Below are 20,359 nucleotides of genomic sequence, written 5' to 3' on the forward strand. Positions count from 1 at the left end.
TATAAGGCTCATACTTCGACTGCGGGTAAACTACCCTACCCTACTTCGCTCACCCCATACGGGGTTCGCTCGTTGAGGGTAGGGCTTTGATGTGGACTCCCAGCAATCAGTCGCCAGCAATAGGCTGGTGACTCTTGCCGTTCAACGTCCCACCATTTACACGCACGTCTACTGGTGCGTCTCCGCTCCCCGACTTGGGCGAGGAACGGAGTCTGTGTGTCCGCTTTCGGGCATACCGTACCCCGATATTCTTCGCCGCGTTGTAATCCGCGTTGACCTCATAGCCGCATTTCTGGCACTCGAAGTGTTCTCCGTGGCGGTTCACTTCGTGCGTGAACCCACAATCCGTCCGAGAACAGCGCTGGGACGTATGGTTCGGCTCGACTTGCTCCACGGACACGCCCTGCTCTGGTGCCTTGTAGGAGACGTACTCGTACAGGCGTCGGAACGCCCAAATGTGGTGCCATTTCGCCTGCGGGAGCCGCTCACGGATGTCGGTTAACTCCTCGAACGCGATTACGTCGCAGTCGTGTTCGACGGCTTCCGAAACGATCTTATTGGCAACCGTGTGGATGTACTGCTTCCGCCACGCTTCTTCGCGCTTTCCGAGGCGAAGCAGGGCGTTGTGCGCGGCTTGCGTCCCGCGCTGTTGCATCTCACCACGTCGCTTCTCGAATTCACGGCACCAGTGATCGTATTCGTCGCCCTGCCAGAACGTGCCGGTCGAAGCTACTGCGAGGCTGTTGACGCCGAGGTCGATACCAAGAACTGTTTGGTGCTCGGTATCTTCCGAAACCTCGGATTCGTCGGTATCGTACTTCCGCGTCGTGATGTGGAGATAGAACTCGTCAGTCGCCTTGTCGTATTGCAGTGTGCTCGCACGGAACTCGTAGTCCTCCGAGAGAACGTACTGTTCGTAGGGAGTCGGGCTATCCGCCGGAAGTTCAAAGTCGCACTCGACGCGCCCGTTGACGGTCGAGAGAGACACACGGTCGCGGTAGAACGTCGCGCTTCGCTTGTCGTAGACCATGCTCCACGACGTGAACTCCGGCTGGCTCACCCGCTTGCCCTGTTTCCACCGTTCGACGCACCCGTTCGTCGCTTGGACGGCACGTCGGATGGCCTCTTGAACGAGGTTCGCAGTAAGATCAGTTTCCTCTCGCAGTTGTTCGTAGAGCGCGTCCCGTGCGGTCGAGTTCGCCGTAACGCAGTTGGCGTAGGAGTTGTCGTCCCAACAGAATTCAGCGGCACGATTCGCACAGTGAAGGAACTGTCGCGCGGATTCGTGGAGGTCGTCGTACCGCTCATCGGGAACAACAAGTTTGACCGGCGCAGTTCGACGCACCTCCATGTTTCAGATTACTATCTAACGGTACTTACCTGTTGGGGAGTCAGGTAGCTACCGTCGTGCGGTTGCGTCGTCCGTTGTCGGTTTCCTCTCCGACCTACTCGCTCGCTGCTCTCGCTCCTTGAGGTCGGAGGCTCCACCTCGATTTATGCTGAAGCGCGCAGCGAGCGTGCGCGGCCCTCGTGGCTGGGGCTTTGAAAACGTTCACCGCCGGTCTCTCAGCAACCACTTATAAACGAGCGGCTGGGGCGTTGGAGGCGTTCAGAGCCGATCGAACGAGGCTTGCTTATAAATGATCAGCAGAGAGCACGGTGAGCATCACCGGCGTAGCAGTCACTCGCTTATAAGTTTATGACTCGCAAACCTCGTCCACGTGCCGAACGACCGGGTCCACTGCGTCGATTGCCGGGAGCCGATCCCGAGCGACGCCCGGGTCTGCCCCCACTGCGAGGCGGTCCAGCCGTCGCCGCTCGTGGACGTCGCGGTGGTCGTCGCCGGCGTCTTCGCGTTCGCCTTCGGGCTGCTCCTCGCGATGCTGACGGTCGGGACGAGCCGCCTGCTCGGCTTCCTGCTGCTCGTCGTCGGCTTCGGCCTCGCGGTCGGCGGCTACACCCGCCATGTCGACCGGCAGGCCGGGCGGCAGGCGCGGTGACCGCGAGAGAGACGCAACTCCGCCGTCCCCACCGCCGCCGATCGGTCCGTCGCCTTTTAACCGTCGCCGGCGACAAAGCGGACGTATGCTCACCCCTGTCAACGCCGGACTCGTCGTCGCGGGGCTGCTCCTCGCGTTCGTCGGCGCCGCGGTCTCCGTCTACGCCGTCACGCTGACCGGGCTGCTCGTCGGGGGCGGCGCGGGCTACCTCGCCGCGCCGAGCCTCGCCGGACTGATCGCGGTCGACGGGCTGGTCCTGACCGCCGCAGGCGTGGCCGTCGGGGCCGCGATCGGCGGCTTCCTTGCGTACGCCGGACTCTCCTTCGCCGTCGTCGCCATCGGCGGCCTGGTCGGCGGCTTCGCCGGCCGGTTCGCCGTCGGCCCGCTGTACGCGGCCGACGCCGCCGGGATGGAGGGGACGCTGCTGCTGGTCGGCGCGACGCTCGCGGGCGTCGCCGTCGGCGCGCTGTTCGGGTTCGTGTTGAGCCGGACGACGCTCGTCGTCTCGACCGCGTTCATCGGCGCGGCGTTCGCGTCGCGGTCGATCACCCCCGCGACGCTGGACGCGGCCACCGCGCAGACGTCGGTCGAGCCGCTGCTGTTCGACGTCGCCGACCCGGCGTTCCTCGCCGTCTTCGTCCTCGGTGCGCTCTCGCAGCTGGGGCTGTTCCGGTTCGGCTACGTGACGAAGCTGGTCGGCTTCCTCCCCGGCGCGCGGCGGTGGACCGCCGACGACGACCGGGACGCGAAGGGCGCCTGAGTCGGGCTCCCGGCGCTCGCCGGTCGCTCCGCCTCCCTCGTCTCCCCCTACTCGTCGTACTCGTAGAAGCCGCGCCCCGTCTTCTTCCCGAGGTCGCCGGCCTCCACCTTGCGCTTGACGAGGTACGCCGGCTTGTAACGGTCGCCGAGCTCGGCGTGAAGCGTCTCGCTGGCGTCTAACACGACGTCGAGCCCGATGTGGTCGGCAAGCTCTAACGGGCCCATCGGGACGTTCGTCCCGAGCGTCATCCCGCGGTCGATGTCGGCCTTGTCGGCGACGCCCTCGTCGAAGGCGCGGACGCCCTCGTTGATCCACGGCATCAGGATCCGGTTCGTGACGAAGCCGGGCTTGTCGTCGGCCTCCCACGTCTCCTTGCCGAGCCCCTCGGCGAAGGCGTGCGCGAACTCGACGACCGCGTCCGCCGTTCGCTCCCCGACGACGACCTCGACGCCGTCCATGATCGGCACCGGGTTCATGAAGTGGAGGCCGATCACGTCGCTCGCGCGGTCCGTGGCGCTCGCGATGGTCGTGACCGACAGCGTCGAGGTGTTCGTCGCGAGGACGACATCGTCGTCGGTCACGTCGTCGAGGTCGGCGAAGATATCGCGTTTCACGGCCATCTCCTCGACCGCCGCCTCGACGACGACGTCGGCGTCGGCGAGATCGTCGAGGTCGGTGGTGGCCGCGATCCGGTCGCGGATCGCCGCCGGCTCTTCGTCGAGCGCGTCCTTCGACGCCAGCCGGTCGAGGCTGTCCGCGACGCTGTCGAGCCCTCGTTCGACGTACTCGTCCTCGATGTCGCGCATCACGACCTCGTAGCCGGCGGTCGCGGCGACCTGCGCGATCCCGTTGCCCATCGTGCCGGCCCCGACCACGCCGACGACGTCGATGTCGGATAGCTCCCGCATGGGGGTCGCTGCCGCGCCGCGGATGGTAAGTATTGCGGCTTCGCGGTTGAGGGCGACAGGCCGGGCGGGCGTTCGTTACGACTGATTGATAATTAACTACTTGAGTAGTAATATTATGGCATCCCGGATCCGTCACGAATGGCGGCGAACCGCGCGGACACCGCTGATTCCGTTTCTTTACGTCCGCCGGATCGACCATAGTGTTTTTTATCGATGTAACGGGAGTACGAACTGATGCTTCCTCACGCCGCCGACGACATCGAGCGCGACGGCAAATCGCTGATCTTAGCGTACGACCACGGGATCGAGCACGGTCCCGTCGACTTCGAACCGAACCCCGACACGGCGGACCCCGAGCGGATCTTCGAGCTCGGCACCCACGAGGCGGTCACCGCGCTGGCCGTCCAGAAGGGGCTCGCCGAGGCGTACTACCCCGACTACGAGGACGAGGTGAACCTCCTGTTGAAGCTCAACGGGACCTCGAACCTCTGGATGGGCGAACCGGACAGCGCGGTCAACTGCACGGCGGAATACGCCGCCGGACTCGGCGCCGACGCGATCGGGTTCACCGTCTACGGCGGCTCGAACCACGAGATCGAGATGGCCGAGGAGTTCCGGGAGGCACAGGAGGGCGCCCGCGAGCACGACATGGGCGTCGTCATGTGGTCGTACCCCCGCGGACAGGGGCTCCGCAACGACGGGAGCCCGGATGTCATCTCGTACGGCGCGCGGCTCGGCTTGGAGCTCGGCGCCGACGTGGTGAAGGTGAAGTACCCCGGCTCCGCCGAGGCGATGGGCCACGCCGTCGAGATGGCCGGCCCCGCCGACGTCGTGATGTCCGGCGGGACGATGCGCGACGACAAGGAGTTCCTCCGGAACGTCTCGAACGCCATCGACGCGGGCGCCACCGGCATCGCCGTCGGCCGAAACGTCTTCCAGCGCGATAACCCCGAGCGCATCCTCGACGCGCTCGAGGCCGTGATCTTCCAGGAGGTCGATCCGGCCGAGGCGCTGACCATCGCCGAGAGCGACGACTGATGACCGATCCCGACGCCGACGTCGGCGACCCCGCCGACGCGGACTCGGTCGTCGAGGCGGTGTTCGACGCGGTCGCCGCGACGGCCCCCGAGATCCGCGCCGCGCTCCCCGGGCGCCGCGTCGAGAGCGGGACGGACAACCCCTCCGGGGAGAGCGTCCTGGCCGGCGACCTGTACGCGGACGAGCTGCTCGGCGAGGCGATCACCGCGATCGACGGCGTCGGCTCGTTCGTCAGCGAGGAGCGCGAGGCCGCCGTCGACGCCGGCGGCGCGGTCGGCGAGGGGGCCTACGCGGTCGCAATCGACCCCCTCGACGGCTCCTCGAACCTCCGGTCGAACAACGCGATGGGCACCGTGGTCGGCGTCTACGACGCCCCGCTGCCCGCCACCGGCCGCGACCTCGTCGCGGCCGGGTACGTGCTGTACGGCCCGATCACGACGATGGTCGTCGCCGACGAGTCGGGCGTCCGCGAGGAGGTCGTCACGAGCGACGACGGCGGGGTCGACCGGTCGACCGTCGAGGACGACCTGCGGCTCCCCGACGACCCCCTCGTCTACGGCTTCGGCGGGCGCGTCCCCGACTGGCCGGACGACTTCACCGACTACGCCCGCGAGATCGAGGACGAGCTGAAGCTCCGGTACGGCGGCGCCATGGTCGGCGACGTGAACCAGGTGCTCACCTACGGCGGGATCTTCGCGTACCCCGCCCTCGTCGACGCGCCCGAGGGGAAGCTCCGGCTCTCCTTCGAGGCGAACCCGATCGCGTACATCATCGAAGCGGCCGGCGGGGCCGCCACCGACGGGGAGATCGACATCCTCGACGTCGAGCCCGAGGGCGTCCACGACCGCGTCCCGCTGTACGTCGGCAACGAGGAGCTGGTCGAGCGGCTGCAGGCGGCGCTGGACTGAGCGGCGCGGTTCGCCCTTTTAACTACTGTTTAAACACCGACCCGCGGGACGCCGGCAAACCCGCATGGAAAACTGTTTAGGATCTACCGCAAATCTTGCGTCCATGAAAGTCCACGTCGGCGCGGCGGCGACGCCGGAGGAGGCCGAGGCGATCGCGAAGTCGCTCGCCGAACACCTCGGCGTCGACGTCGACGTCCACGTCGGCGAGGCCGCGGAGCCCGCCGCGAGCGCCGAGCCGCCCGAGACGGCGTACCCCCTCGACGACGACCTCGGCCCCACCGACCGCGAGCGCGACCTCCGGGCCGAGATCGACGACATCCTGGAGGGCGGCCCCGAGAAGTACCGCGAGCGGCTCCCCGAGCAGGGGAAGCTGTTCGTCCGCGACCGGCTCGACCTCTGGTTCGGCGGCGAGGGCGGGACGCGCGGCGCGGGCGACGCGAGCGCGACCGACGGCGACCCGGCGGGCCTCCGCTTCGAGGACGGGAAGTTCGCCGCGTTCGACGACTGGCACCCGAACGCGCCGAACCGCGACGCCGACGACGAGGGGGACGGGTCCGACTCCGGCGACCGCCTCCCCGGCGACGGCCTGCTCACCGGCGCCGCGGAGTTCGAGGGGCGCGACGTCCACTTCATGGCCAACGACTTCACGGTGAAGGCGGGGTCGATGGCCGCGAAGGGCGTCGAGAAGTTCCTTCGGATGCAGCAGCGCGCCCTGAAGACGGGCAAGCCCGTGCTCTACCTGATGGACTCTTCGGGCGGGCGGATCGACCAGCAGAGCGGCTTCTTCGCCAACCGCGAGGGGATCGGGAAGTACTACTACAACCACTCGATGCTGTCGGGCGCGGTGCCGCAGATCTGCGTGCTGTACGGCCCCTGTATCGCCGGCGCGGCGTACACGCCCGTCTTCGCCGACTTCACGGTGATGGTCGAGGGGATGTCCGCGATGGCGATCGCCTCGCCGCGGATGGTGAAGATGGTCACCGGCGAGGAGATCGAGATGGCGGATCTCGGCGGCCCGCGCGTCCACGCCGAGGAGTCCGGCTCGGCGGACCTCGTCGCCCGCGACGAGGAGCACGCCCGCGAGCTCGTCGCCGACCTCATCGGCTACCTCCCCGATCGGGCCGGAGAGAAACCCCCGCAACGGGAGACGAAACCCCCCAAATACTCGCCCGAGGGGATCGACGAGCTGATCCCCGAGTCGCCGAACCGCCCGTACGACGTCCGCGACCTGCTCGACCGGGTCGCCGACGCGGAGTCCGTCTTCGAGCTGAAGGAGGGGTACGGCCCGGAGATCGTCACGGCGTTCTGCCGGATCGACGGGCGCCCCGTCGGCGTCGTCGCCAACCAGCCGACGGAGCGGTCGGGCGCCATCTTCCCGGACGCCGCGGAGAAGGCCGCGGAGTTCATCTGGACCTGCGACGCCTACGAGGTCCCCCTGCTGTACCTCTGTGACACGCCGGGGTTCATGGCCGGGTCGCAGGTCGAGCAGGACGCGATCTTAGAGAAGGGGAAGAAGATGATCTACGCCACCTCCTCCGCGACGGTCCCCAAACAGACCGTCGTCACTCGGAAGGCGTACGGCGCGGGGATCTACGCGATGGGCGGGCCCGCCTACGACCCGGAGAGCGTCATCGGCCTCCCCTCGGGCGAGATCGGTATCATGGGTCCCGAGGCCGCGATCAACGCCGTCTACGCCCGGAAGCTCGCCGAGATCGACGATCCCGAGGAGCGTGCCGAGACCGAGGCGCGGCTCCGCGAGGAGTACCGCGAGGACATCGACATCCACCGGATGGCGAGCGAGGTCGTCATCGACGAGATCGTGGCTCCCTCGACCCTCCGCGAGGAGCTCGCGGCGCGGTTCGCGTTCTACGAGGACGTGGAGAAGGACCTGCCGGACAAGAAACACGGAACGGTTCTCTGAGCGGAGCGCACGAAGCGCCGACGCGCCGGCGGTCTGCCCTTATAAAGCCGCGACCCACTCGGCGCCGAGGAGCTCGGTCGCGCTCCCGACGCCGAGCGCCACTCCGATCCCGACCGCCAGCAGCGCGCCGACGTACGCGGCGGATCCGACCAGCGACGCGGCGGCGAACCGCGGGGCGGAGACGGACGAGGCGTTCGCGGTCGGGACGGCGAGCCACCCGCGCGTCCCGGGGACCGCGTTCGAGGCCGCCACCGCGGGGAGCCCCCATCGGTCGAACCAGCGGCCCGCGCCGTCGAGCTGCCTCTCGCCGACCGGGACGAGGGGGAGCGACGTGGGGTCCACGTCGAACCGCCGGACGGCCGCGAAGACGACCGACTGGCCGACGGTCGCGCCGATCACCGCCGCGGCGAACACCGGCAGGACCGCGACCGCCTCGACGCCGACTGCGACCACCGCGGCGACGAACAGCGTCCGCGCCGGCAGCACTTTCCCGACGAGGGCGCCCTCGAGCGCGAACACGGCGAAGACCGCGACGGCCCCGTAGCCCTCGACGAGGGCGAGCGCGGTCGCGGCGTGGGCGCTGAACACGCCTCACGTCGGTCGGGCACACGTAAAGCTCTTACACCGTGAGCGATGCTCTCAGCGGTCACACCGGTGTTTAATCGCCTCATCTGACACCTCCTCACTCCCCGATGCCCCCGAGAGCTCAGGGGTGGGTATTTATCAGTCGCGTTCGTACGTGTCACCCGTGATAGACGTCGGCCGCAAGGCGCCGGACTTCATCGCCCCCGCGGTCACCGGCGGGACGGCCGCGGAGCTGGAGCTGTTCCGGCTCGTCGACGGCCACGCGGCGGTCGCGCTCTGTTTCGCTCCCGCGAACTTCGTCCCGACCTGCACGGCCGAGTTCGCCGCGGTGCGGGACGCGGGCTGGCACGAGCGCGACGACCTCGCCGTCGCCGCGCTCACCGGCGACTCGCTGTACTCGGGGTTCGCGTACGCCGATCGGTTCGACCTCCCCTTCCCCGTCGTCTCCGACTTCCACGGCGGGGTCGCCGACTCGTACGACCTGGTCGCGGAGTCGTGGGAGGGGCACTCTCGGATTCCGCGCCGCGCGACGGTCGTGATCGCCGGGGACTGGACCGTTCGGTTCGCCGAGGCGACGACGGACGCGCTCGACCGCCCGGCCCCCTCGCCCGTCCAGAACGCCACCGCGGAGCTCCGCGACCTCGGGGTCGACGTCGACCGGCCGCGGGTGAACTACGACGGCCCGTGGTGACTTCCGCGCCCGCGTCGCAGGCCACCGATGCCGACCGCGCCCGCGTCGCCGGCCACCGGCGCCGACCGATCGCCGTCGCCGGGGTTATTTCACGCCCCCGCGCCGACTCCCCGGTATGGAAGGCGACTTCGCGGAGTACCTCGACGAGTTCACGCGCCGAGACTGGGAGACGCTCGACCCGGAGGCCGTCACGGACCCGGTCCGGATCGCGGTCGTGGGCCTCGGCTGGTTCGCCCGGGACTGGGCGCTGCCCGGGATCGCGCGGTCGGCGTACACCGAGGCGACCGTCGTCACCGACGTCGACGCCGAGGCGGTCGAGGCGGTCGCCGCCGAGCGCGACGTGACCGGTGTCACCCCGGAGGCGCTCCGCTCGGGCGCGGTCGCCGACGCGTACGACGCGGTGTACGTCGCGACGCCGAACGCGACCCACCTGGAGTACGTCCGGGCCGCCGCGGAGCAGGGCAAGGCGGTCCTCTGCGAGAAGCCGCTGGAGGCGACGCTGGACCGCGCCCGCCGGCTCGTGGCCGCCTGTCGCGACGCCGACGTCCCCCTGATGGTCGGCTACCGGATGCAGACCGACCCCGCCGTCCGGCGGCTCCGCGAGCTCCTCGACGCGGGCGTCGCCGGCGACGTGGTCGGCGTCCACGCGGCGATGTCGCAGACGATGCTCGGCGAGCTCGACGGCGACGCGGACCAGTGGCGGCTCGACTCGGAGCTGTCCGGCGGCTGCGCGCTCATGGACCTCGGCGTCTACCCGCTCAACACGACTCGGTTCGTGCTCGGTGAAGACCCGGTCCGCGTCTCCGGGCGGACCCACACGCGCCACGAGGCGTTCGCCGACGTCGACGAGGACGCCACGTTCCGGCTGGAGTTCCCGGGCGGCGTCGACGCGCTGTGTTCGGTGAGTCAGAACGCCCAGCACGCGAGCCGGCTGGAGGTCACCGGCACGGAGGCCAGACTAATCTTAGACCCGGCCTTCTACGAGCGAGAGGACCGCGGGTTCGCCGTCGTTCGAGACGGGACCCGCGTCGACGTCGACTTCGACCAGGTCCACCAGATCGAAGAGGAGTTCGCGTACTTCGGCCACCAGCTGCTGGCGGACGAGCCGTTCCACCCGGACGGCGAACACGCCCTCGCGGACGCCCGCGCCCTCGACGGGATTTACGAGTCGGCCGAGACCGGCCGGCCGGTGACGCTCGACGGGGACGCGGCGTGAGGTCGGGGCGCGTCGGTCGGTGACCGCGGCCCGCTACTGCTCGATCCCGTACACGTCGCTCGTCCAGTCGCGGGCCGGGGTGTCGTACACCGGCTCGTCGCGGTCGCGCTCGTCGAGCCGCCGCCGGTCGGCGTCGTCGAGCTCCCAGTCGAGGTCGGCGTTCGCCCGGACGTGGGCCGGCGTCGACGACCGCGGCAGCGGCACCACGCCGCGGTCGACCGCCCACCGTAGCACGACCTGTGCGGGACTCCTGTCGTACTCCTCGGCGAGCTCGGCGACGACCTCGTCGCCGAACACGTCCGTCCGCGCGAGCGGCGCCGCCGCCTCGATCACGGTGTCGGACTCGCGGCAGTAGTCGACGAGGTCGGGCCGCTGGAAGTACGGGTGGAACTCGATCTGGTTGACCGCGATCGGCACGTCCGAGACGTGGTGCGCGCAGCTGAGCTGATAGGCGCTGAAGTTCGAGACGCCGACGTCGCGGACGAGGCCCCGGTCGCGGAGCTCCGCCATCGCCCGGAGCGTCTCGCGCAGCGAGATGGCCGGGTTGGGCCAGTGGACGAGGTATAAATCGAGGTAGTCGGTGCCGAGCCGGTCGAGCGACGCCTCGCACGACTCGATCACCGACTCGTAGTTGAGGTTCTTCGCGAGCACCTTCGAGGTGAGGAAGGCGTCGTCGCGGTCGTACTCGGCGAGGACGTCGCCGATGACCGCTTCGTTGTGGTACCCCTCGGCGGTGTCGATGTGCGCGTAGCCCGCGTCGAGCGCCGCGCGGACGCTCTCGGCCGTCTGGTCGTCGTCGAGGTCGTACGTGCCCAGTCCGAGCCCCGGTAGCTCGGCGCCGCTCGGGAGCGTCTTCGTTGGTACGGTCACACGCCACGGGTTCGGCGGATCGCCGATTGAAACTACCGGTCCGGGAACGGCTCCGTTGAAATCCTCGGAAAGAGACCTCGCGACACGGCTGCCGCCAAGACGGACACAGCGGCGAGCGATAGCGAGAGTGGGTGTCGCGGCCGTCGACGAGGATACGATATTTGAAATCCATGAGCGACGGCGACGATCGCTTATAAATACGAGGCGGTGGCGCGTGCCGACGAGCGCCCAGTGGGCGCGAGTCGCACGCGCGAGGGAGCCCGCGGCCCGCCACCGGCGGCCGCGGCGAGGCTGGGGAGGTGTGAGGCTGCGGTGCGGTTGTGGGGGTGGGACTCAAAGGGGCAGTCGCGATTCTCGCGAGCGGAGCGAGCGGAAGACGAGAGACGAAGTCTCTCGGAAGGGCGAAGCACGGCGCAGTAAGCACCGCAGCGAGGGAGCGCGAGCGACTGAGCGAGGAGCGCAACAAGCCGCGCGAGTCCTCGCGGCCGGGGCTTTGGAGGTGTTCTCCGGCGACCCGCAGCCAACCGTTTATAAGCGAGCGACTGCGTCTTTCTGAGTTCAAATCGCTCGGTGACCTCTCTCACTTCGTTCGCGAGTTCGCTGAGCGGAGTGAAGCGAACGCTAACTGACGGAGTCAGTTAGAAAATGCACCGGCCGAGACTCCCCGCGAGCAATGCGAGCGGGGAGTCAGGGCGGTGCACGACCGAAGGGAGTGCACCGGCCGAGATTTGAACTCGGGTTGCAACCATGGCAAGGTTGCGTGATACCACTACACTACCGGTGCGTGCTTCGCATTTCCATATAGCCCGAGTCGGAGATATAAGGGTTCCGAACGATAGGCGGCGGGACTGGATCTCGACGCTCGCCGACCGCCGGAAGCGTCATCGGGCTCCCGACCAAGACGCACACAGAGACGACCCACATGACGCGCCGATCCGCCCACATCGCCGACAGACGCAGCGTCCTCCGAGCGACCGGCGGGCTCGCCGTCCTCTCGACCGCCGGCTGTCTCGGCGGCGGCGGTGCCGACGGCGCGAACGGCGACGGCGGCACCGGAAGCGACGGCGACGACGCCCCGCCGGACGACGGCGACGACGTCGAGTACGCGGTCGAGCGCGTCGCGGAGGGGTTCGAGAACCCGTGGGGGCTCGCCTTCCTCCCCGGCGACGGGCGCCTCCTCGTCACCGAGCGGCCCGGCCGGCTCTCGCTCGTCGACCCCGGATCGGGAGCCATCGAGTCGATCGCGGGCGCGCCCGACGTGTTCGCGGAGGGCCAAGGCGGGCTGCTCGACGTCACTGTCCACCCCGACTACCCGGACGACCGCCGCGTGTACCTCACGTACTCGGCGGCCGCGGAGGACTCTCCTGCCGACGGGAGCGGCGCGACGACCCACGTCGGCGCCGGCCGCCTCGACACGGACGCCCCGGCGCTCTCGGGGTTCGAGGCGATCCGCGTCGCCGAGCCGTTCCGCGACACGGACCTGCACTTCGGGTCGCGGGCGACGTTCGGGCCCGACGGGGCGCTGTTTGTCACCGTCGGCGACCGGCGCGACACTGACTTCGACGCCGAGCACGTCTCGCAGGACCTCTCGAACGAGCTCGGATCGACGCTCCGGCTGACGCCCGACGGCGACGCGCACCCGGACAACCCGTTCGTCGACGAGCCGGACGCGGCGGACGCGATCTACAGCTACGGCCACCGGAACCCGCAGGCGATGGCCGTCCGCTCCGAGACGGGGGCGGTCTGGCAGTGCGAGCACGGCGAGCGCGACGGCGACGAGATCAACGTGATCGAGCGCGGCGGCAACTACGGGTGGCCGATCACGAGCGAGGCGTGTCGGTACGGCACCGACGAGCGCGTCGCCCCGAGCCACCGGGAGCGCGGCGACGTGATCGCCCCGGTCCACTACTGGCCGTGCGGCTCCGGCGGCTTCCCGCCGAGCGGGGCGGTCTTCTACGACGGCGGCGCGTTCCCCGCGTGGCGAGGCGACCTGTTCGCCGGCACGCTCGCGGCGCGGTACCTCGGCCGGTTCACGGTCGAGGGCGCGGGCGCCGCCGCCGCTACCGTGACCGAGCGGGATCCCCTGCTCGCCGACCGCGGCTGGCGCGTCCGGGCGCTCGCGGTCGAGCCGTCGACGGGCCACCTCTACGTCGCCGTCGACGACGCCGACGCGCCGGTCGCGCGGATCGTTCCGGACTGACGCCGCGCCCCCGCGGCCCGCTTAACTGAATTTACGTAGGGAGCGTTACAAAAATATCATCCAGATTATCATTAAGTGTCGTCCGACCCACGGGTCTCGTATGCGACCAGACGCGGAACGACTGGCCCGCGGCGAACCGAACCCCGTCCCCGGCGCGAGCGCGATCTCGCCCGTGTCGGCGACGGCGCTGTTGCTCGCGGCCCTGATCGGCCTCCTCGTCGCCGTCTCGTACCCGACCGCGAGCGCCGCCGTCGGCGCGACGGTCCTCGGGGTCCGCTACGGCGCGAGACCGCTCGCCGGCCGTCTGCGGCGCGCGGCGCGCGAGCGGGACGTGCGTCCGGTTTGCATGCCCGGGACCGACGTCTGTCTCGAAGCGTGACCCGCCGACGGGCCGCCGCGTTCGCCCGCGGCCGTCCGCGACCGAGCGTCCGGGTACCCGCACGCAAGGACCTATACGCCGGCCGGTCGAACGCGGGACCGTCATGACGGCGAACGACGCGGACGGGCGGCTGTCGCCGGACGAGGCGTTCGCCGCGCTCGGCGACGAGGTCCGGGTGGGGATCCTACGCTCCCTCGGCGACGCCGCGGAGCCGCTCGCCTTCTCCGAGCTGTACGACCGGCTGCCGGTCGAGGACACGTCGCGGTTCAACTACCACCTCGGCGAGCTCCGCGGCCACTTCGTCCGGAAAGACGAGGCCGGCTACGCGCTCGATCACCCCGGTCGACGGGTCGTCGAGGCGATCCGCTCCGGGGCAGTCACCGACGACCCCGACTTCGAACGCACGTCGATCGACGACCGCTGCCCCGCCTGCGACGGGCGGCTGGAGATCCGGTGGTGCGACGGGAGCATCGAGGTGTTCTGCCCGGGCTGTGAGAACCGGTGGGAGCGGTCGTCGGGTCGCGTCGACGCCGCCGAAGAGCCGGAATCGGGGTACCTCGGGCGGCTTCCGTTCCCGCCGGCCGGACTCCGGAACCGCGAGGCGGAGGAGGCGTTCCGCGCGGCCCACGCCTGGACGGTCGTCGAGCTCCTCGCGGTCGGAACCGGCATCTGCCCGCGGTGCGCGGCGACCGTCGAGACCGAACTGGACGCCTGTCCCGACCACGAGGACGACGGGACCTGCTCGAACTGCCGGTCCAGCTTCGCGGTTGTGTTCCGGGCCTCGTGCACGAACTGCCCCTACCACGTCGGGAGCGCCGCGGCCCTCGGGCTCCTGTCGTCGCCCGCGCTGTTGGGATTCATGCTCGACCACGACATCGATCCGCTCGCGCCGCGGTCGGTCCGCCTGTTCGACCGCTTTTTCAGCGAATACGACGAGGCGATCGGATCGATGGACCCCCTCCGCGTGACGCTCACGTTCTCCCTCGACGGCGACGAACTCGCGCTTCGCGTCGACGAGAGCGGCGAGATCGTCGACGTGTCGTCGTAGATCGTCGCCGTCGTCGCTGCCGGCGGTCGCGTTCCCGGCGGCCGCCGCGGCCCGCTCCGTGTGACCGACTCTCTCGATTCGCGGGCCGAATCCCCCGCCAGACCCCGTGTGAACGCCCCACAGCCCGGAAACGGGACCGCTATCCTTTTACGGTGCCGTCCGAAATCGAGGGGTACAGTCTCGCCACGATGCGTACCGAAGACGGACTCACGATCTGTGTTCCGTCTTCGGTCGTCCGGGAGGCCGAGGACGATCGCGAGGCGACTCGCAAACTCGGCTACGTCGCCCGTGCGGCGGCGGTGTTCCGGGCGGATCGACTGGTCGTCTTCCCAGACGGGGAAGGCGAGCGGCGACGGGGCGGCGAGTACGTTCGGACCGTGCTGGGGTACGCCGCGACCCCTCCGGGGCTCCGCAAGGACCTCTGGGGGGAGCGCGACGAGCTCCGGTACGCCGGCGTGCTCCCGCCGCTCCGCGTGCCGTGGCGGACCGGCTCGACCCCAGACGGGGAAGAGTCGAAAACACAGGGACTCGTGACCGAGGTCGGACCTGAAGGCCGCGTCCGGGTCAATTCCCCGCTGCGGGAACACCCGATCTCCCTGCTCGTGCCCTCCGGAATGGAGGTCGAGCAGGGGGAGCGCGTCACCATCAGGGTCTCTTCGAGAGAACCGGTCCGCGCCCGCATCACCGGGAAGCCGGAGGACGGTTTCCAGGTCGTGGAAGCGGACCTGTCGGAAGCGCTCGCCGGCGACGGACTGGCCGTCGCGACGTCGCGACACGGGGAGGAACTCTCCGTCTCGCGGCTCGGCGGCATCGTCTCGGACGCGCGGGAGGCCGGCGGCTACACCGTCGCCTTCGGCGCGCCCGAGCGAGGGCTTCCGGAGATGCTCGGGCTTTCGCCCGACGGCATTCGGGCGGCCGTTGCCGACGGCCGCTCGGTCGAACCCGATCCGGGGTTCGACCTCTGGCTGAACACGATCCCGGCACAGGCGAGCGAGGTCGTCCGGACGGAGGAGGCTCTGTTCGTGACTCTCGGCTCGCTCACACTCACGGAGTAAACACATGCCACAACCAAGCCGACCACGAAAAGGCTCGCTGGGCTACGGCCCGCGTACCCGCGCAGACCGCGAGGTCCCGCGCATTCGCTCGTGGCCCGACGACGACGGAGCCCCCGCGCTGCAGGGATTCGCCGGCTACAAGGCCGGAATGACGCACGTCGTTATGGTCAACGACGAGGCCAACTCGCCGCGTGAGGGGATGGAAACGTCCGTTCCCGTCACCGTCGTCGAGACGCCGCCGATGTACGCGGTGGCCCTGCGCGCCTACGAACAGACGGCGTACGGAAAGAAGCCGGTCGAAGAGGTCTGGGCGACCGAGTTCCACGAGGAGCTCGACCGCGCCCTCGACCTCCCGGCGGAAGACACCTTCGAGGAAGACGCAGAAGAGCTGCGCGCGTTGCTCGACGACGACGTCGTCGACGATGTCCGCGTCATCACTCACACCGTCCCCTCGGAGCTCGCGAACATCCCCAAGAAGAAGCCCGACGTCATGGAGACCCGAGTCGGCGGCGGCTCCCTCGAGGAGCGCGTCGAGTTCGGGCTCGACCTGGTCGGGGAGGGCGGCGCCCACGAGTTCGGCGACGTCTTCCGCGCCGGTCAGTACACCGACGTCTCGGGCATCACGAAGGGGAAGGGGACCCAGGGCCCCGTCAAGCGCTGGGGCGTCCAGAAGCGGAAGGGCAAACACGCCCGCCAGGGATGGCGGCGCCGGATCGGCAACCTCGGTCCGTGGAACCCCTCCCGCGTGCGCTCCACCGTGCCCCAGCAGGGGCAGACCGGCTACCACCAGCGCACCGAGCTCAACAAGCGCCTCATCGACTTCGGCGAGGGCGACGACGCCAGCGTCGACGGCGGCTTCGTCAACTACGGCGAGGTCGACGGCGAGTACGCGCTCATCAAGGGCTCGCTGCCCGGACCGGACCAGCGCCTGCTGCGATTCCGCCCGGCCATCCGGCCGAACGACCAGCCGCGCCTCGACCCCGAGGTCCGGTACGTATCCACCGCATCCAACCAGGGATAATACATGAACGCAACAGTACACGACCTGGACGGCGGGGACGCGGGCAGCGTCGAGCTGCCGGCGATCTTCGAGACCGCGTTCCGACCGGACCTCATCGGTCGGGCGGTCTCCGCCGCACAGGCTAACCGGAAGCAGGCCTACGGTGCCGACGAGTTCGCCGGGCTGCGAACCCCCGCGGAGTCGTTCGGCTCCGGGCGCGGGCTCGCGCACATCCCGCGCTCCGAGAACGTCGCCCGCCGCGTCCCGAGCGCCGTCTCGGGCCGCGCCGCGCACCCGCCGAAGGCCGAGAAGGACCAGACGAAGAAACTGAACGACAAGGAGCGACAGCTCGCGATCCGGTCGGCCGTCGCGGCCACCACGGACGCCGAGCTCGTCGCCGAGCGCGGTCACGCGTTCGACGAGGACCTGGCGCTCCCGCTCGTCGTCTCGGACGAGTTCGAGGACCTCCAGAAGACCCAGGAGGCCCTGGGCGTGCTGGAGGCCGTCGGCGCCGACGCCGACATCGAGCGCGCCGAGGAGGGCCGCTCCGTGCGGTCCGGCCGCGGGAAGACCCGCGGTCGCAAGTACAGCCAGCCCAAGTCCGTCCTCGTCGTCACCAGCGAGGAGCCGTCCCGCGCCGCCCGGAACCTCTCGGGCGTCGACGTCGCGACCGCGGGCGAGGTCAACGCTGAGGACCTCGCTCCCGGCGGACACCCGGGGCGACTCACGCTGTGGACCGAGAGCGCGATCGAGGAGGTGGCAGACCGATGAACTCCATCATCGAGCACCCGCTCGTCACCGAGCAGGCGATGAACGAGATGGACTTCAAGAACAAGCTGCTGTTCCTCGTCGACATCGACGCGACGAAGCCCGAGGTCCGCGAGGAGGTCCAGGACCGCTACGACGTCACCGTCACCGACGTGAACACGCAGGTGACCTCGAAGGGCAAAAAGAAGGCGACGGTCACGCTCTCCGAGGACGACGACGCGACCGAAATCGCCTCGCGCATCGGGGTGTTCTGATATGGGACGACGAATTCAAGGACAGCGGCGTGGACGCGGCGGCCCGACGTTCCGGGCCCCCTCCCACCGCTACAAGGCGGAACTGTCGCACAAGAAGCTCGAGGACGTGGACACGATCACCGGCGAGATCGTCGGGATCGAACACGACCCCGCCCGCTCGGCTCCGCTCGCGGAGATCGAGTTCGAGGACGACGACCGTCGGCTCGTGCTCGCGCCGGAAGGCGTGCGCGTGGGCGAGACGATCCAGGTCGGCGTGAGCGCGGAGATCAAGCCCGGGAACACGCTCCCGCTGGCCGAGATCCCCGAGGGCGTGCCGGTCTGTAACGTCGAGAGCAACCACGGGGACGGCGGGAAGTTCGCGCGCGCCTCCGGCGTGTCGGCGACGCTTCTCACCCACGACCGCGACGTCGCGGTCGTTCAGCTCCCCAGCGGGGAAGTGAAGCGGCTCGACCCGCAGTGCCGCGCCACGATCGGCGTGGTCGCGGGCGGCGGCCGGACGGAGAAGCCCTTCGTCAAGGCCGGTAACAAGCACCACAAGATGAAGGCGCGCGGGACCAAATACCCGCGCGTCCGCGGCGTCGCGATGAACGCCGTCGACCACCCCTTCGGCGGGGGCGGTCGCCAACACCCCGGTCAGCCGAAGTCCGTCTCGCGGGACGCCCCGCCGGGACGGAAGGTGGGTGACATCGCATCCAAGCGCACCGGACGAGGTGGCAACAAATGAGTTCCAACTACCGAACCGGCCGCGAGGGCAAGGAGTTCGCCTACCGCGGTCACTCGCTCGACGAGCTGCAGGAGATGGACGTCGAAGACGTCGCGGAACTGCTCCCCGCACGCCAGCGGCGAAGTATCGTTCGCGGCCTCGGCACCGAACAGCAGAAGCTGCTGGAGACGGTGCGGAGCCGCGACAAGGAGACGACGGCGGACGATCCGATCCGGACGCATCTGCGCGACATGCCGATCCTTCCGGAGTTCGTCGGCGTCACCTTCTCCGTGTACAACGGACACAGCTTCGAGCGCGTGCAGGTCGAACCCCAGATGATCGGACACTACCTGGGCGAGTTCCACCTCACGCGAAGCACCGTCGAACACGGTCAGGCCGGCATCGGCGCGACCCGGTCCTCGAAGTTCGTGCCCCTCAAGTAACCCATGGGAATCAACTACAGCGTCGAGGCCGACCCGGAGACCACCGCCAAGGGGATGCTCCGCGACCGGCCCATCAGCGTGAAGGACAGCAAGGAGATCTCCCGGGAGATCAAAGGCGAGACCGTCGCCGACGCCGAGGAGTTCCTCCAGGAAGTCATCGACGAGGAGACGTCGGTCCCGATGCGCCAGCACAACGCCGGCGCGGGCCACCGCTCCGACATCGACGGCTGGGACGCGGGACGCTACCCCGAGAAGGCCGCCAAGGACTTCCTCAAGCTCTTAGAGAACGTCAAGAACAACGCGACCGAACAGGGGTTCGACGGCGACGAGATGGTTATCAAACACGTCGCCCCCCACAAGGTCGGTGAGCGACCCGGGCGGAACCCGCGAGCCGCGGGCGCCACCCAGTGGAACACCACCCTCGCCGACGTCGAACTCATCATCGAAGACCCGGAGGCCGACGAATAATGGCTGACGAACACCAATTCATCGAGGACGGCCTGCGCCGTTCACAGATCAACGAGTTCTTCGCGGACGAGCTCGGCCGAGCCGGCTACGGCGGCATGGACGTCGCCAAGACGCCGATGGGCACGCAGATCGTCCTGAAGGCCGAGAAGCCCGGCATGGTGATCGGGAAGGGCGGGAAGAACATCCGCAAGATCACCACCGAGCTCGAGGACCGCTTCGACATGGACGACCCGCAGATCGACGTTCAGGAGGTCGACGAGCCCGACCTGAACGCCCAGATCGTCGCGGACCGTCTCGCGAACGCCCTCGAACGCGGCTGGTACTTCCGGAAGGCCGGTCACACGACGATCGACCGGATCATGGACGCCGGCGCGTTAGGCGCCGAGATCGTCCTCTCCGGAAAGGTCACCGGCGCGCGTTCGCGCGTCGAGAAGTTCAACCGCGGCTACATCAAGCACAACGGCGAGCCCGCCGAGGAGGTCGTCGACCACGGCCAGGGCGTCGCGGTGATGAAGCTCGGGACGATCGGCGTCAACGTGAAGATCATCCCGCCGGGCGCGGAGCTCCCGGACGACTTCGACATCCGCGAGGACGCCGAGGTCCCGGAGGTCGAGCAGGCCGCCGCGGGCGACGACGAGGGCGTCGAGGCGCTCCTCGAGGAGGAGCCCGAGGAGGTGCCGGACGTCGGCGACGACGAGGACGTCGAGGTGCCCGACGAGGACCCCACCGACGTCATCGACGAGGAGGTCGTCGAGGAGGTCGTCGAGGAGACGCAGGAGACGGCCACGGAGGCGACTGACGTCGCCGCCGAGGAACCGGTCGGCGACGCCGACGCGGACGACATCGACGAGCTCGACGAGGACATCGAGTCCGAGGCGGCCGATCTCGTCGCGGAGATGGAAGCCGCAGACGACGAGGAGGAGGACGAATAATGGCGATCCTGTACACCGACGAGATCCGCGACATGACGGCGGCCGAGCGGCAGGTGGAGCTCGAGGAGCTCGAGACCGAGCTGCTCAACTCCAAGGCGCAGCGCGCCGCCGGCGGCATGCCGGAGAGCCCGGGCCGCGTGAAGGAGCTGAAGAAGACGATCGCGCGGATCAAGACGATCCAGCAGGAAGAAGGCGACTTCGACGACGAATAA

At 69.2% G+C, this 20,359-nt stretch carries 23 protein-coding genes and 1 tRNA gene; 19 read left to right on the plus strand and 5 right to left on the minus strand.

What is annotated here, in order from left to right; all coding sequences use genetic code 11:
- Positions 1-106: 106 nt before the first annotated feature.
- Positions 107-1,351 (minus strand): RNA-guided endonuclease TnpB family protein, encoded by a 1,245-nt coding sequence (locus Hrr1229_RS08580; protein ID WP_123113287.1) that lies wholly within the window; start codon positions 1,349-1,351, stop codon positions 107-109.
- A gap of 370 nt (positions 1,352-1,721) precedes the next feature.
- Between Hrr1229_RS08580 and Hrr1229_RS08585 the strand changes: the two genes are divergently transcribed.
- The gene (locus tag Hrr1229_RS08585) at positions 1,722-2,000 is read left to right on the plus strand and encodes a zinc ribbon domain-containing protein (protein ID WP_123113286.1); all 279 of its coding nucleotides are present in this window, start codon (positions 1,722-1,724) and stop codon (positions 1,998-2,000) included.
- Between the two features lie 85 nt (positions 2,001-2,085).
- A complete protein-coding gene (locus Hrr1229_RS08590; RefSeq protein WP_123113285.1) occupies positions 2,086-2,760 on the plus strand; it encodes a phosphate ABC transporter permease in 675 nt (224 codons plus the stop codon).
- 47 nt (positions 2,761-2,807) lie between these two features.
- Here Hrr1229_RS08590 and Hrr1229_RS08595 read toward each other — a convergent pair whose 3' ends face one another.
- Positions 2,808-3,668 (minus strand): 3-hydroxyacyl-CoA dehydrogenase NAD-binding domain-containing protein, encoded by an 861-nt coding sequence (locus tag Hrr1229_RS08595; protein ID WP_123113284.1) that lies wholly within the window; start codon positions 3,666-3,668, stop codon positions 2,808-2,810.
- Between the two features lie 234 nt (positions 3,669-3,902).
- Here Hrr1229_RS08595 and Hrr1229_RS08600 point away from each other — a divergent pair, with 234 nt between their 5' ends.
- From Hrr1229_RS08600 to Hrr1229_RS08610, 3 genes are all read left to right on the plus strand, one after another.
- Positions 3,903-4,706, plus strand: coding sequence for an aldolase (locus tag Hrr1229_RS08600; protein ID WP_123113283.1), 804 nt, complete (start codon positions 3,903-3,905; stop codon positions 4,704-4,706).
- A complete protein-coding gene (locus Hrr1229_RS08605; protein ID WP_123113282.1) occupies positions 4,706-5,614 on the plus strand; it encodes a class 1 fructose-bisphosphatase in 909 nt (302 codons plus the stop codon). Before Hrr1229_RS08600 ends, Hrr1229_RS08605 begins: the two co-directional genes overlap by 1 nt.
- 103 nt (positions 5,615-5,717) lie before the next feature.
- On the plus strand, positions 5,718-7,535 hold the full coding sequence (locus tag Hrr1229_RS08610) for an acyl-CoA carboxylase subunit beta (RefSeq protein ID WP_123113281.1): 1,818 nt from the start codon (positions 5,718-5,720) through the stop codon (positions 7,533-7,535).
- 39 nt (positions 7,536-7,574) lie between these two features.
- Here the strand turns inward: Hrr1229_RS08610 and Hrr1229_RS08615 are convergent, their stop codons facing one another.
- Positions 7,575-8,123 carry a VTT domain-containing protein gene (locus tag Hrr1229_RS08615; protein WP_123113280.1) on the minus strand — a complete coding sequence of 183 codons (549 nt, stop codon included), beginning with the start codon at positions 8,121-8,123 and terminating at the stop codon, positions 7,575-7,577.
- Between the two features lie 160 nt (positions 8,124-8,283).
- Between Hrr1229_RS08615 and Hrr1229_RS08620 the strand changes: the two genes are divergently transcribed.
- Together Hrr1229_RS08620 and gfo6 are read left to right on the plus strand one after the other, a co-directional pair.
- Positions 8,284-8,811 carry a redoxin domain-containing protein gene (locus tag Hrr1229_RS08620; RefSeq protein WP_123113279.1) on the plus strand — a complete coding sequence of 176 codons (528 nt, stop codon included), beginning with the start codon at positions 8,284-8,286 and terminating at the stop codon, positions 8,809-8,811.
- A 115-nt stretch (positions 8,812-8,926) separates the two neighbouring features.
- The gene (gfo6, locus tag Hrr1229_RS08625; protein ID WP_123113278.1) at positions 8,927-10,027 is read left to right on the plus strand and encodes a D-xylose 1-dehydrogenase Gfo6; all 1,101 of its coding nucleotides are present in this window, start codon (positions 8,927-8,929) and stop codon (positions 10,025-10,027) included.
- 33 nt (positions 10,028-10,060) lie between these two features.
- Here the strand turns inward: gfo6 and Hrr1229_RS08630 are convergent, their stop codons facing one another.
- The gene (locus Hrr1229_RS08630; protein WP_123113277.1) at positions 10,061-10,897 is read right to left on the minus strand and encodes an aldo/keto reductase; all 837 of its coding nucleotides are present in this window, start codon (positions 10,895-10,897) and stop codon (positions 10,061-10,063) included.
- A gap of 713 nt (positions 10,898-11,610) precedes the next feature.
- Positions 11,611-11,681, minus strand: a tRNA-Gly gene (locus Hrr1229_RS08635).
- Between the two features lie 138 nt (positions 11,682-11,819).
- Here Hrr1229_RS08635 and Hrr1229_RS08640 point away from each other — a divergent pair.
- The 12 genes from Hrr1229_RS08640 (at position 11,820) to rpmC (ending at position 20,359) form a co-directional block, all read left to right on the plus strand.
- Positions 11,820-13,097 carry a PQQ-dependent sugar dehydrogenase gene (locus Hrr1229_RS08640; RefSeq protein ID WP_123113276.1) on the plus strand — a complete coding sequence of 426 codons (1,278 nt, stop codon included), beginning with the start codon at positions 11,820-11,822 and terminating at the stop codon, positions 13,095-13,097.
- Between the two features lie 100 nt (positions 13,098-13,197).
- On the plus strand, positions 13,198-13,476 hold the full coding sequence (locus Hrr1229_RS08645) for a hypothetical protein (protein ID WP_158606065.1): 279 nt from the start codon (positions 13,198-13,200) through the stop codon (positions 13,474-13,476).
- Between the two features lie 103 nt (positions 13,477-13,579).
- On the plus strand, positions 13,580-14,524 hold the full coding sequence (locus tag Hrr1229_RS08650; protein ID WP_123113274.1) for a helix-turn-helix domain-containing protein: 945 nt from the start codon (positions 13,580-13,582) through the stop codon (positions 14,522-14,524).
- A gap of 188 nt (positions 14,525-14,712) precedes the next feature.
- Positions 14,713-15,579, plus strand: a complete 867-nt coding sequence (locus Hrr1229_RS08655; protein ID WP_123114877.1) for a putative RNA uridine N3 methyltransferase — start codon at positions 14,713-14,715, stop codon at positions 15,577-15,579.
- A gap of 4 nt (positions 15,580-15,583) precedes the next feature.
- On the plus strand, positions 15,584-16,600 hold the full coding sequence (locus Hrr1229_RS08660) for a 50S ribosomal protein L3 (RefSeq protein WP_123113273.1): 1,017 nt from the start codon (positions 15,584-15,586) through the stop codon (positions 16,598-16,600).
- Between the two features lie 3 nt (positions 16,601-16,603).
- Entirely contained in the window at positions 16,604-17,350 is a 747-nt protein-coding gene (gene rpl4p / locus Hrr1229_RS08665; protein WP_123113272.1) for a 50S ribosomal protein L4, read from the plus strand.
- Positions 17,347-17,601, plus strand: a complete 255-nt coding sequence (locus tag Hrr1229_RS08670; RefSeq protein WP_094521924.1) for a 50S ribosomal protein L23 — start codon at positions 17,347-17,349, stop codon at positions 17,599-17,601. Before rpl4p ends, Hrr1229_RS08670 begins: the two co-directional genes overlap by 4 nt.
- A gap of 1 nt (position 17,602) precedes the next feature.
- Positions 17,603-18,325: a 50S ribosomal protein L2 gene (locus Hrr1229_RS08675; RefSeq protein WP_123113271.1), complete on the plus strand. Its 723-nt coding sequence runs from the start codon at positions 17,603-17,605 to the stop codon at positions 18,323-18,325.
- Positions 18,322-18,747, plus strand: coding sequence for a 30S ribosomal protein S19 (locus Hrr1229_RS08680; protein WP_123113270.1), 426 nt, complete (start codon positions 18,322-18,324; stop codon positions 18,745-18,747). Before Hrr1229_RS08675 ends, Hrr1229_RS08680 begins: the two co-directional genes overlap by 4 nt.
- A 3-nt stretch (positions 18,748-18,750) precedes the next feature.
- Positions 18,751-19,215: a 50S ribosomal protein L22 gene (locus tag Hrr1229_RS08685; protein ID WP_094521926.1), complete on the plus strand. Its 465-nt coding sequence runs from the start codon at positions 18,751-18,753 to the stop codon at positions 19,213-19,215.
- Positions 19,215-20,147, plus strand: coding sequence for a 30S ribosomal protein S3 (locus tag Hrr1229_RS08690; protein ID WP_123113269.1), 933 nt, complete (start codon positions 19,215-19,217; stop codon positions 20,145-20,147). Before Hrr1229_RS08685 ends, Hrr1229_RS08690 begins: the two co-directional genes overlap by 1 nt.
- The gene (gene rpmC, locus Hrr1229_RS08695) at positions 20,147-20,359 is read left to right on the plus strand and encodes a 50S ribosomal protein L29 (RefSeq protein ID WP_094521928.1); all 213 of its coding nucleotides are present in this window, start codon (positions 20,147-20,149) and stop codon (positions 20,357-20,359) included. The genes Hrr1229_RS08690 and rpmC overlap by 1 nt, the downstream gene beginning before the upstream one ends.

The organism is Halorubrum sp. CBA1229, assembly GCF_003721435.2.
In the GTDB taxonomy this organism is placed as follows: Archaea; Halobacteriota; Halobacteria; order Halobacteriales; family Haloferacaceae; genus Halorubrum.

What these genes read in the sequence shown, in the direction of transcription:
- Hrr1229_RS08580 (WP_123113287.1), bottom strand. Translation starts at nt 1,351, where the DNA reads ATGGAGGTGCGTCGAACTGCGCCGGTCAAACTTGTTGTTCCCGATGAG.
- Hrr1229_RS08590 (WP_123113285.1), top strand. Translation starts at nt 2,086, where the DNA reads ATGCTCACCCCTGTCAACGCCGGACTCGTCGTCGCGGGGCTGCTCCTC.
- Hrr1229_RS08595 (WP_123113284.1), bottom strand. Translation starts at nt 3,668, where the DNA reads ATGCGGGAGCTATCCGACATCGACGTCGTCGGCGTGGTCGGGGCCGGC.
- Hrr1229_RS08600 (WP_123113283.1), top strand. Translation starts at nt 3,903, where the DNA reads ATGCTTCCTCACGCCGCCGACGACATCGAGCGCGACGGCAAATCGCTG.
- Hrr1229_RS08605 (WP_123113282.1), top strand. Translation starts at nt 4,706, where the DNA reads ATGACCGATCCCGACGCCGACGTCGGCGACCCCGCCGACGCGGACTCG.
- Hrr1229_RS08610 (WP_123113281.1), top strand. Translation starts at nt 5,718, where the DNA reads ATGAAAGTCCACGTCGGCGCGGCGGCGACGCCGGAGGAGGCCGAGGCG.
- gfo6 (WP_123113278.1), top strand. Translation starts at nt 8,927, where the DNA reads ATGGAAGGCGACTTCGCGGAGTACCTCGACGAGTTCACGCGCCGAGAC.
- Hrr1229_RS08640 (WP_123113276.1), top strand. Translation starts at nt 11,820, where the DNA reads ATGACGCGCCGATCCGCCCACATCGCCGACAGACGCAGCGTCCTCCGA.
- Hrr1229_RS08645 (WP_158606065.1), top strand. Translation starts at nt 13,198, where the DNA reads ATGCGACCAGACGCGGAACGACTGGCCCGCGGCGAACCGAACCCCGTC.
- Hrr1229_RS08650 (WP_123113274.1), top strand. Translation starts at nt 13,580, where the DNA reads ATGACGGCGAACGACGCGGACGGGCGGCTGTCGCCGGACGAGGCGTTC.
- Hrr1229_RS08655 (WP_123114877.1), top strand. Translation starts at nt 14,713, where the DNA reads ATGCGTACCGAAGACGGACTCACGATCTGTGTTCCGTCTTCGGTCGTC.
- Hrr1229_RS08660 (WP_123113273.1), top strand. Translation starts at nt 15,584, where the DNA reads ATGCCACAACCAAGCCGACCACGAAAAGGCTCGCTGGGCTACGGCCCG.
- rpl4p (WP_123113272.1), top strand. Translation starts at nt 16,604, where the DNA reads ATGAACGCAACAGTACACGACCTGGACGGCGGGGACGCGGGCAGCGTC.
- Hrr1229_RS08670 (WP_094521924.1), top strand. Translation starts at nt 17,347, where the DNA reads ATGAACTCCATCATCGAGCACCCGCTCGTCACCGAGCAGGCGATGAAC.
- Hrr1229_RS08675 (WP_123113271.1), top strand. Translation starts at nt 17,603, where the DNA reads ATGGGACGACGAATTCAAGGACAGCGGCGTGGACGCGGCGGCCCGACG.
- Hrr1229_RS08680 (WP_123113270.1), top strand. Translation starts at nt 18,322, where the DNA reads ATGAGTTCCAACTACCGAACCGGCCGCGAGGGCAAGGAGTTCGCCTAC.
- Hrr1229_RS08685 (WP_094521926.1), top strand. Translation starts at nt 18,751, where the DNA reads ATGGGAATCAACTACAGCGTCGAGGCCGACCCGGAGACCACCGCCAAG.
- Hrr1229_RS08690 (WP_123113269.1), top strand. Translation starts at nt 19,215, where the DNA reads ATGGCTGACGAACACCAATTCATCGAGGACGGCCTGCGCCGTTCACAG.
- rpmC (WP_094521928.1), top strand. Translation starts at nt 20,147, where the DNA reads ATGGCGATCCTGTACACCGACGAGATCCGCGACATGACGGCGGCCGAG.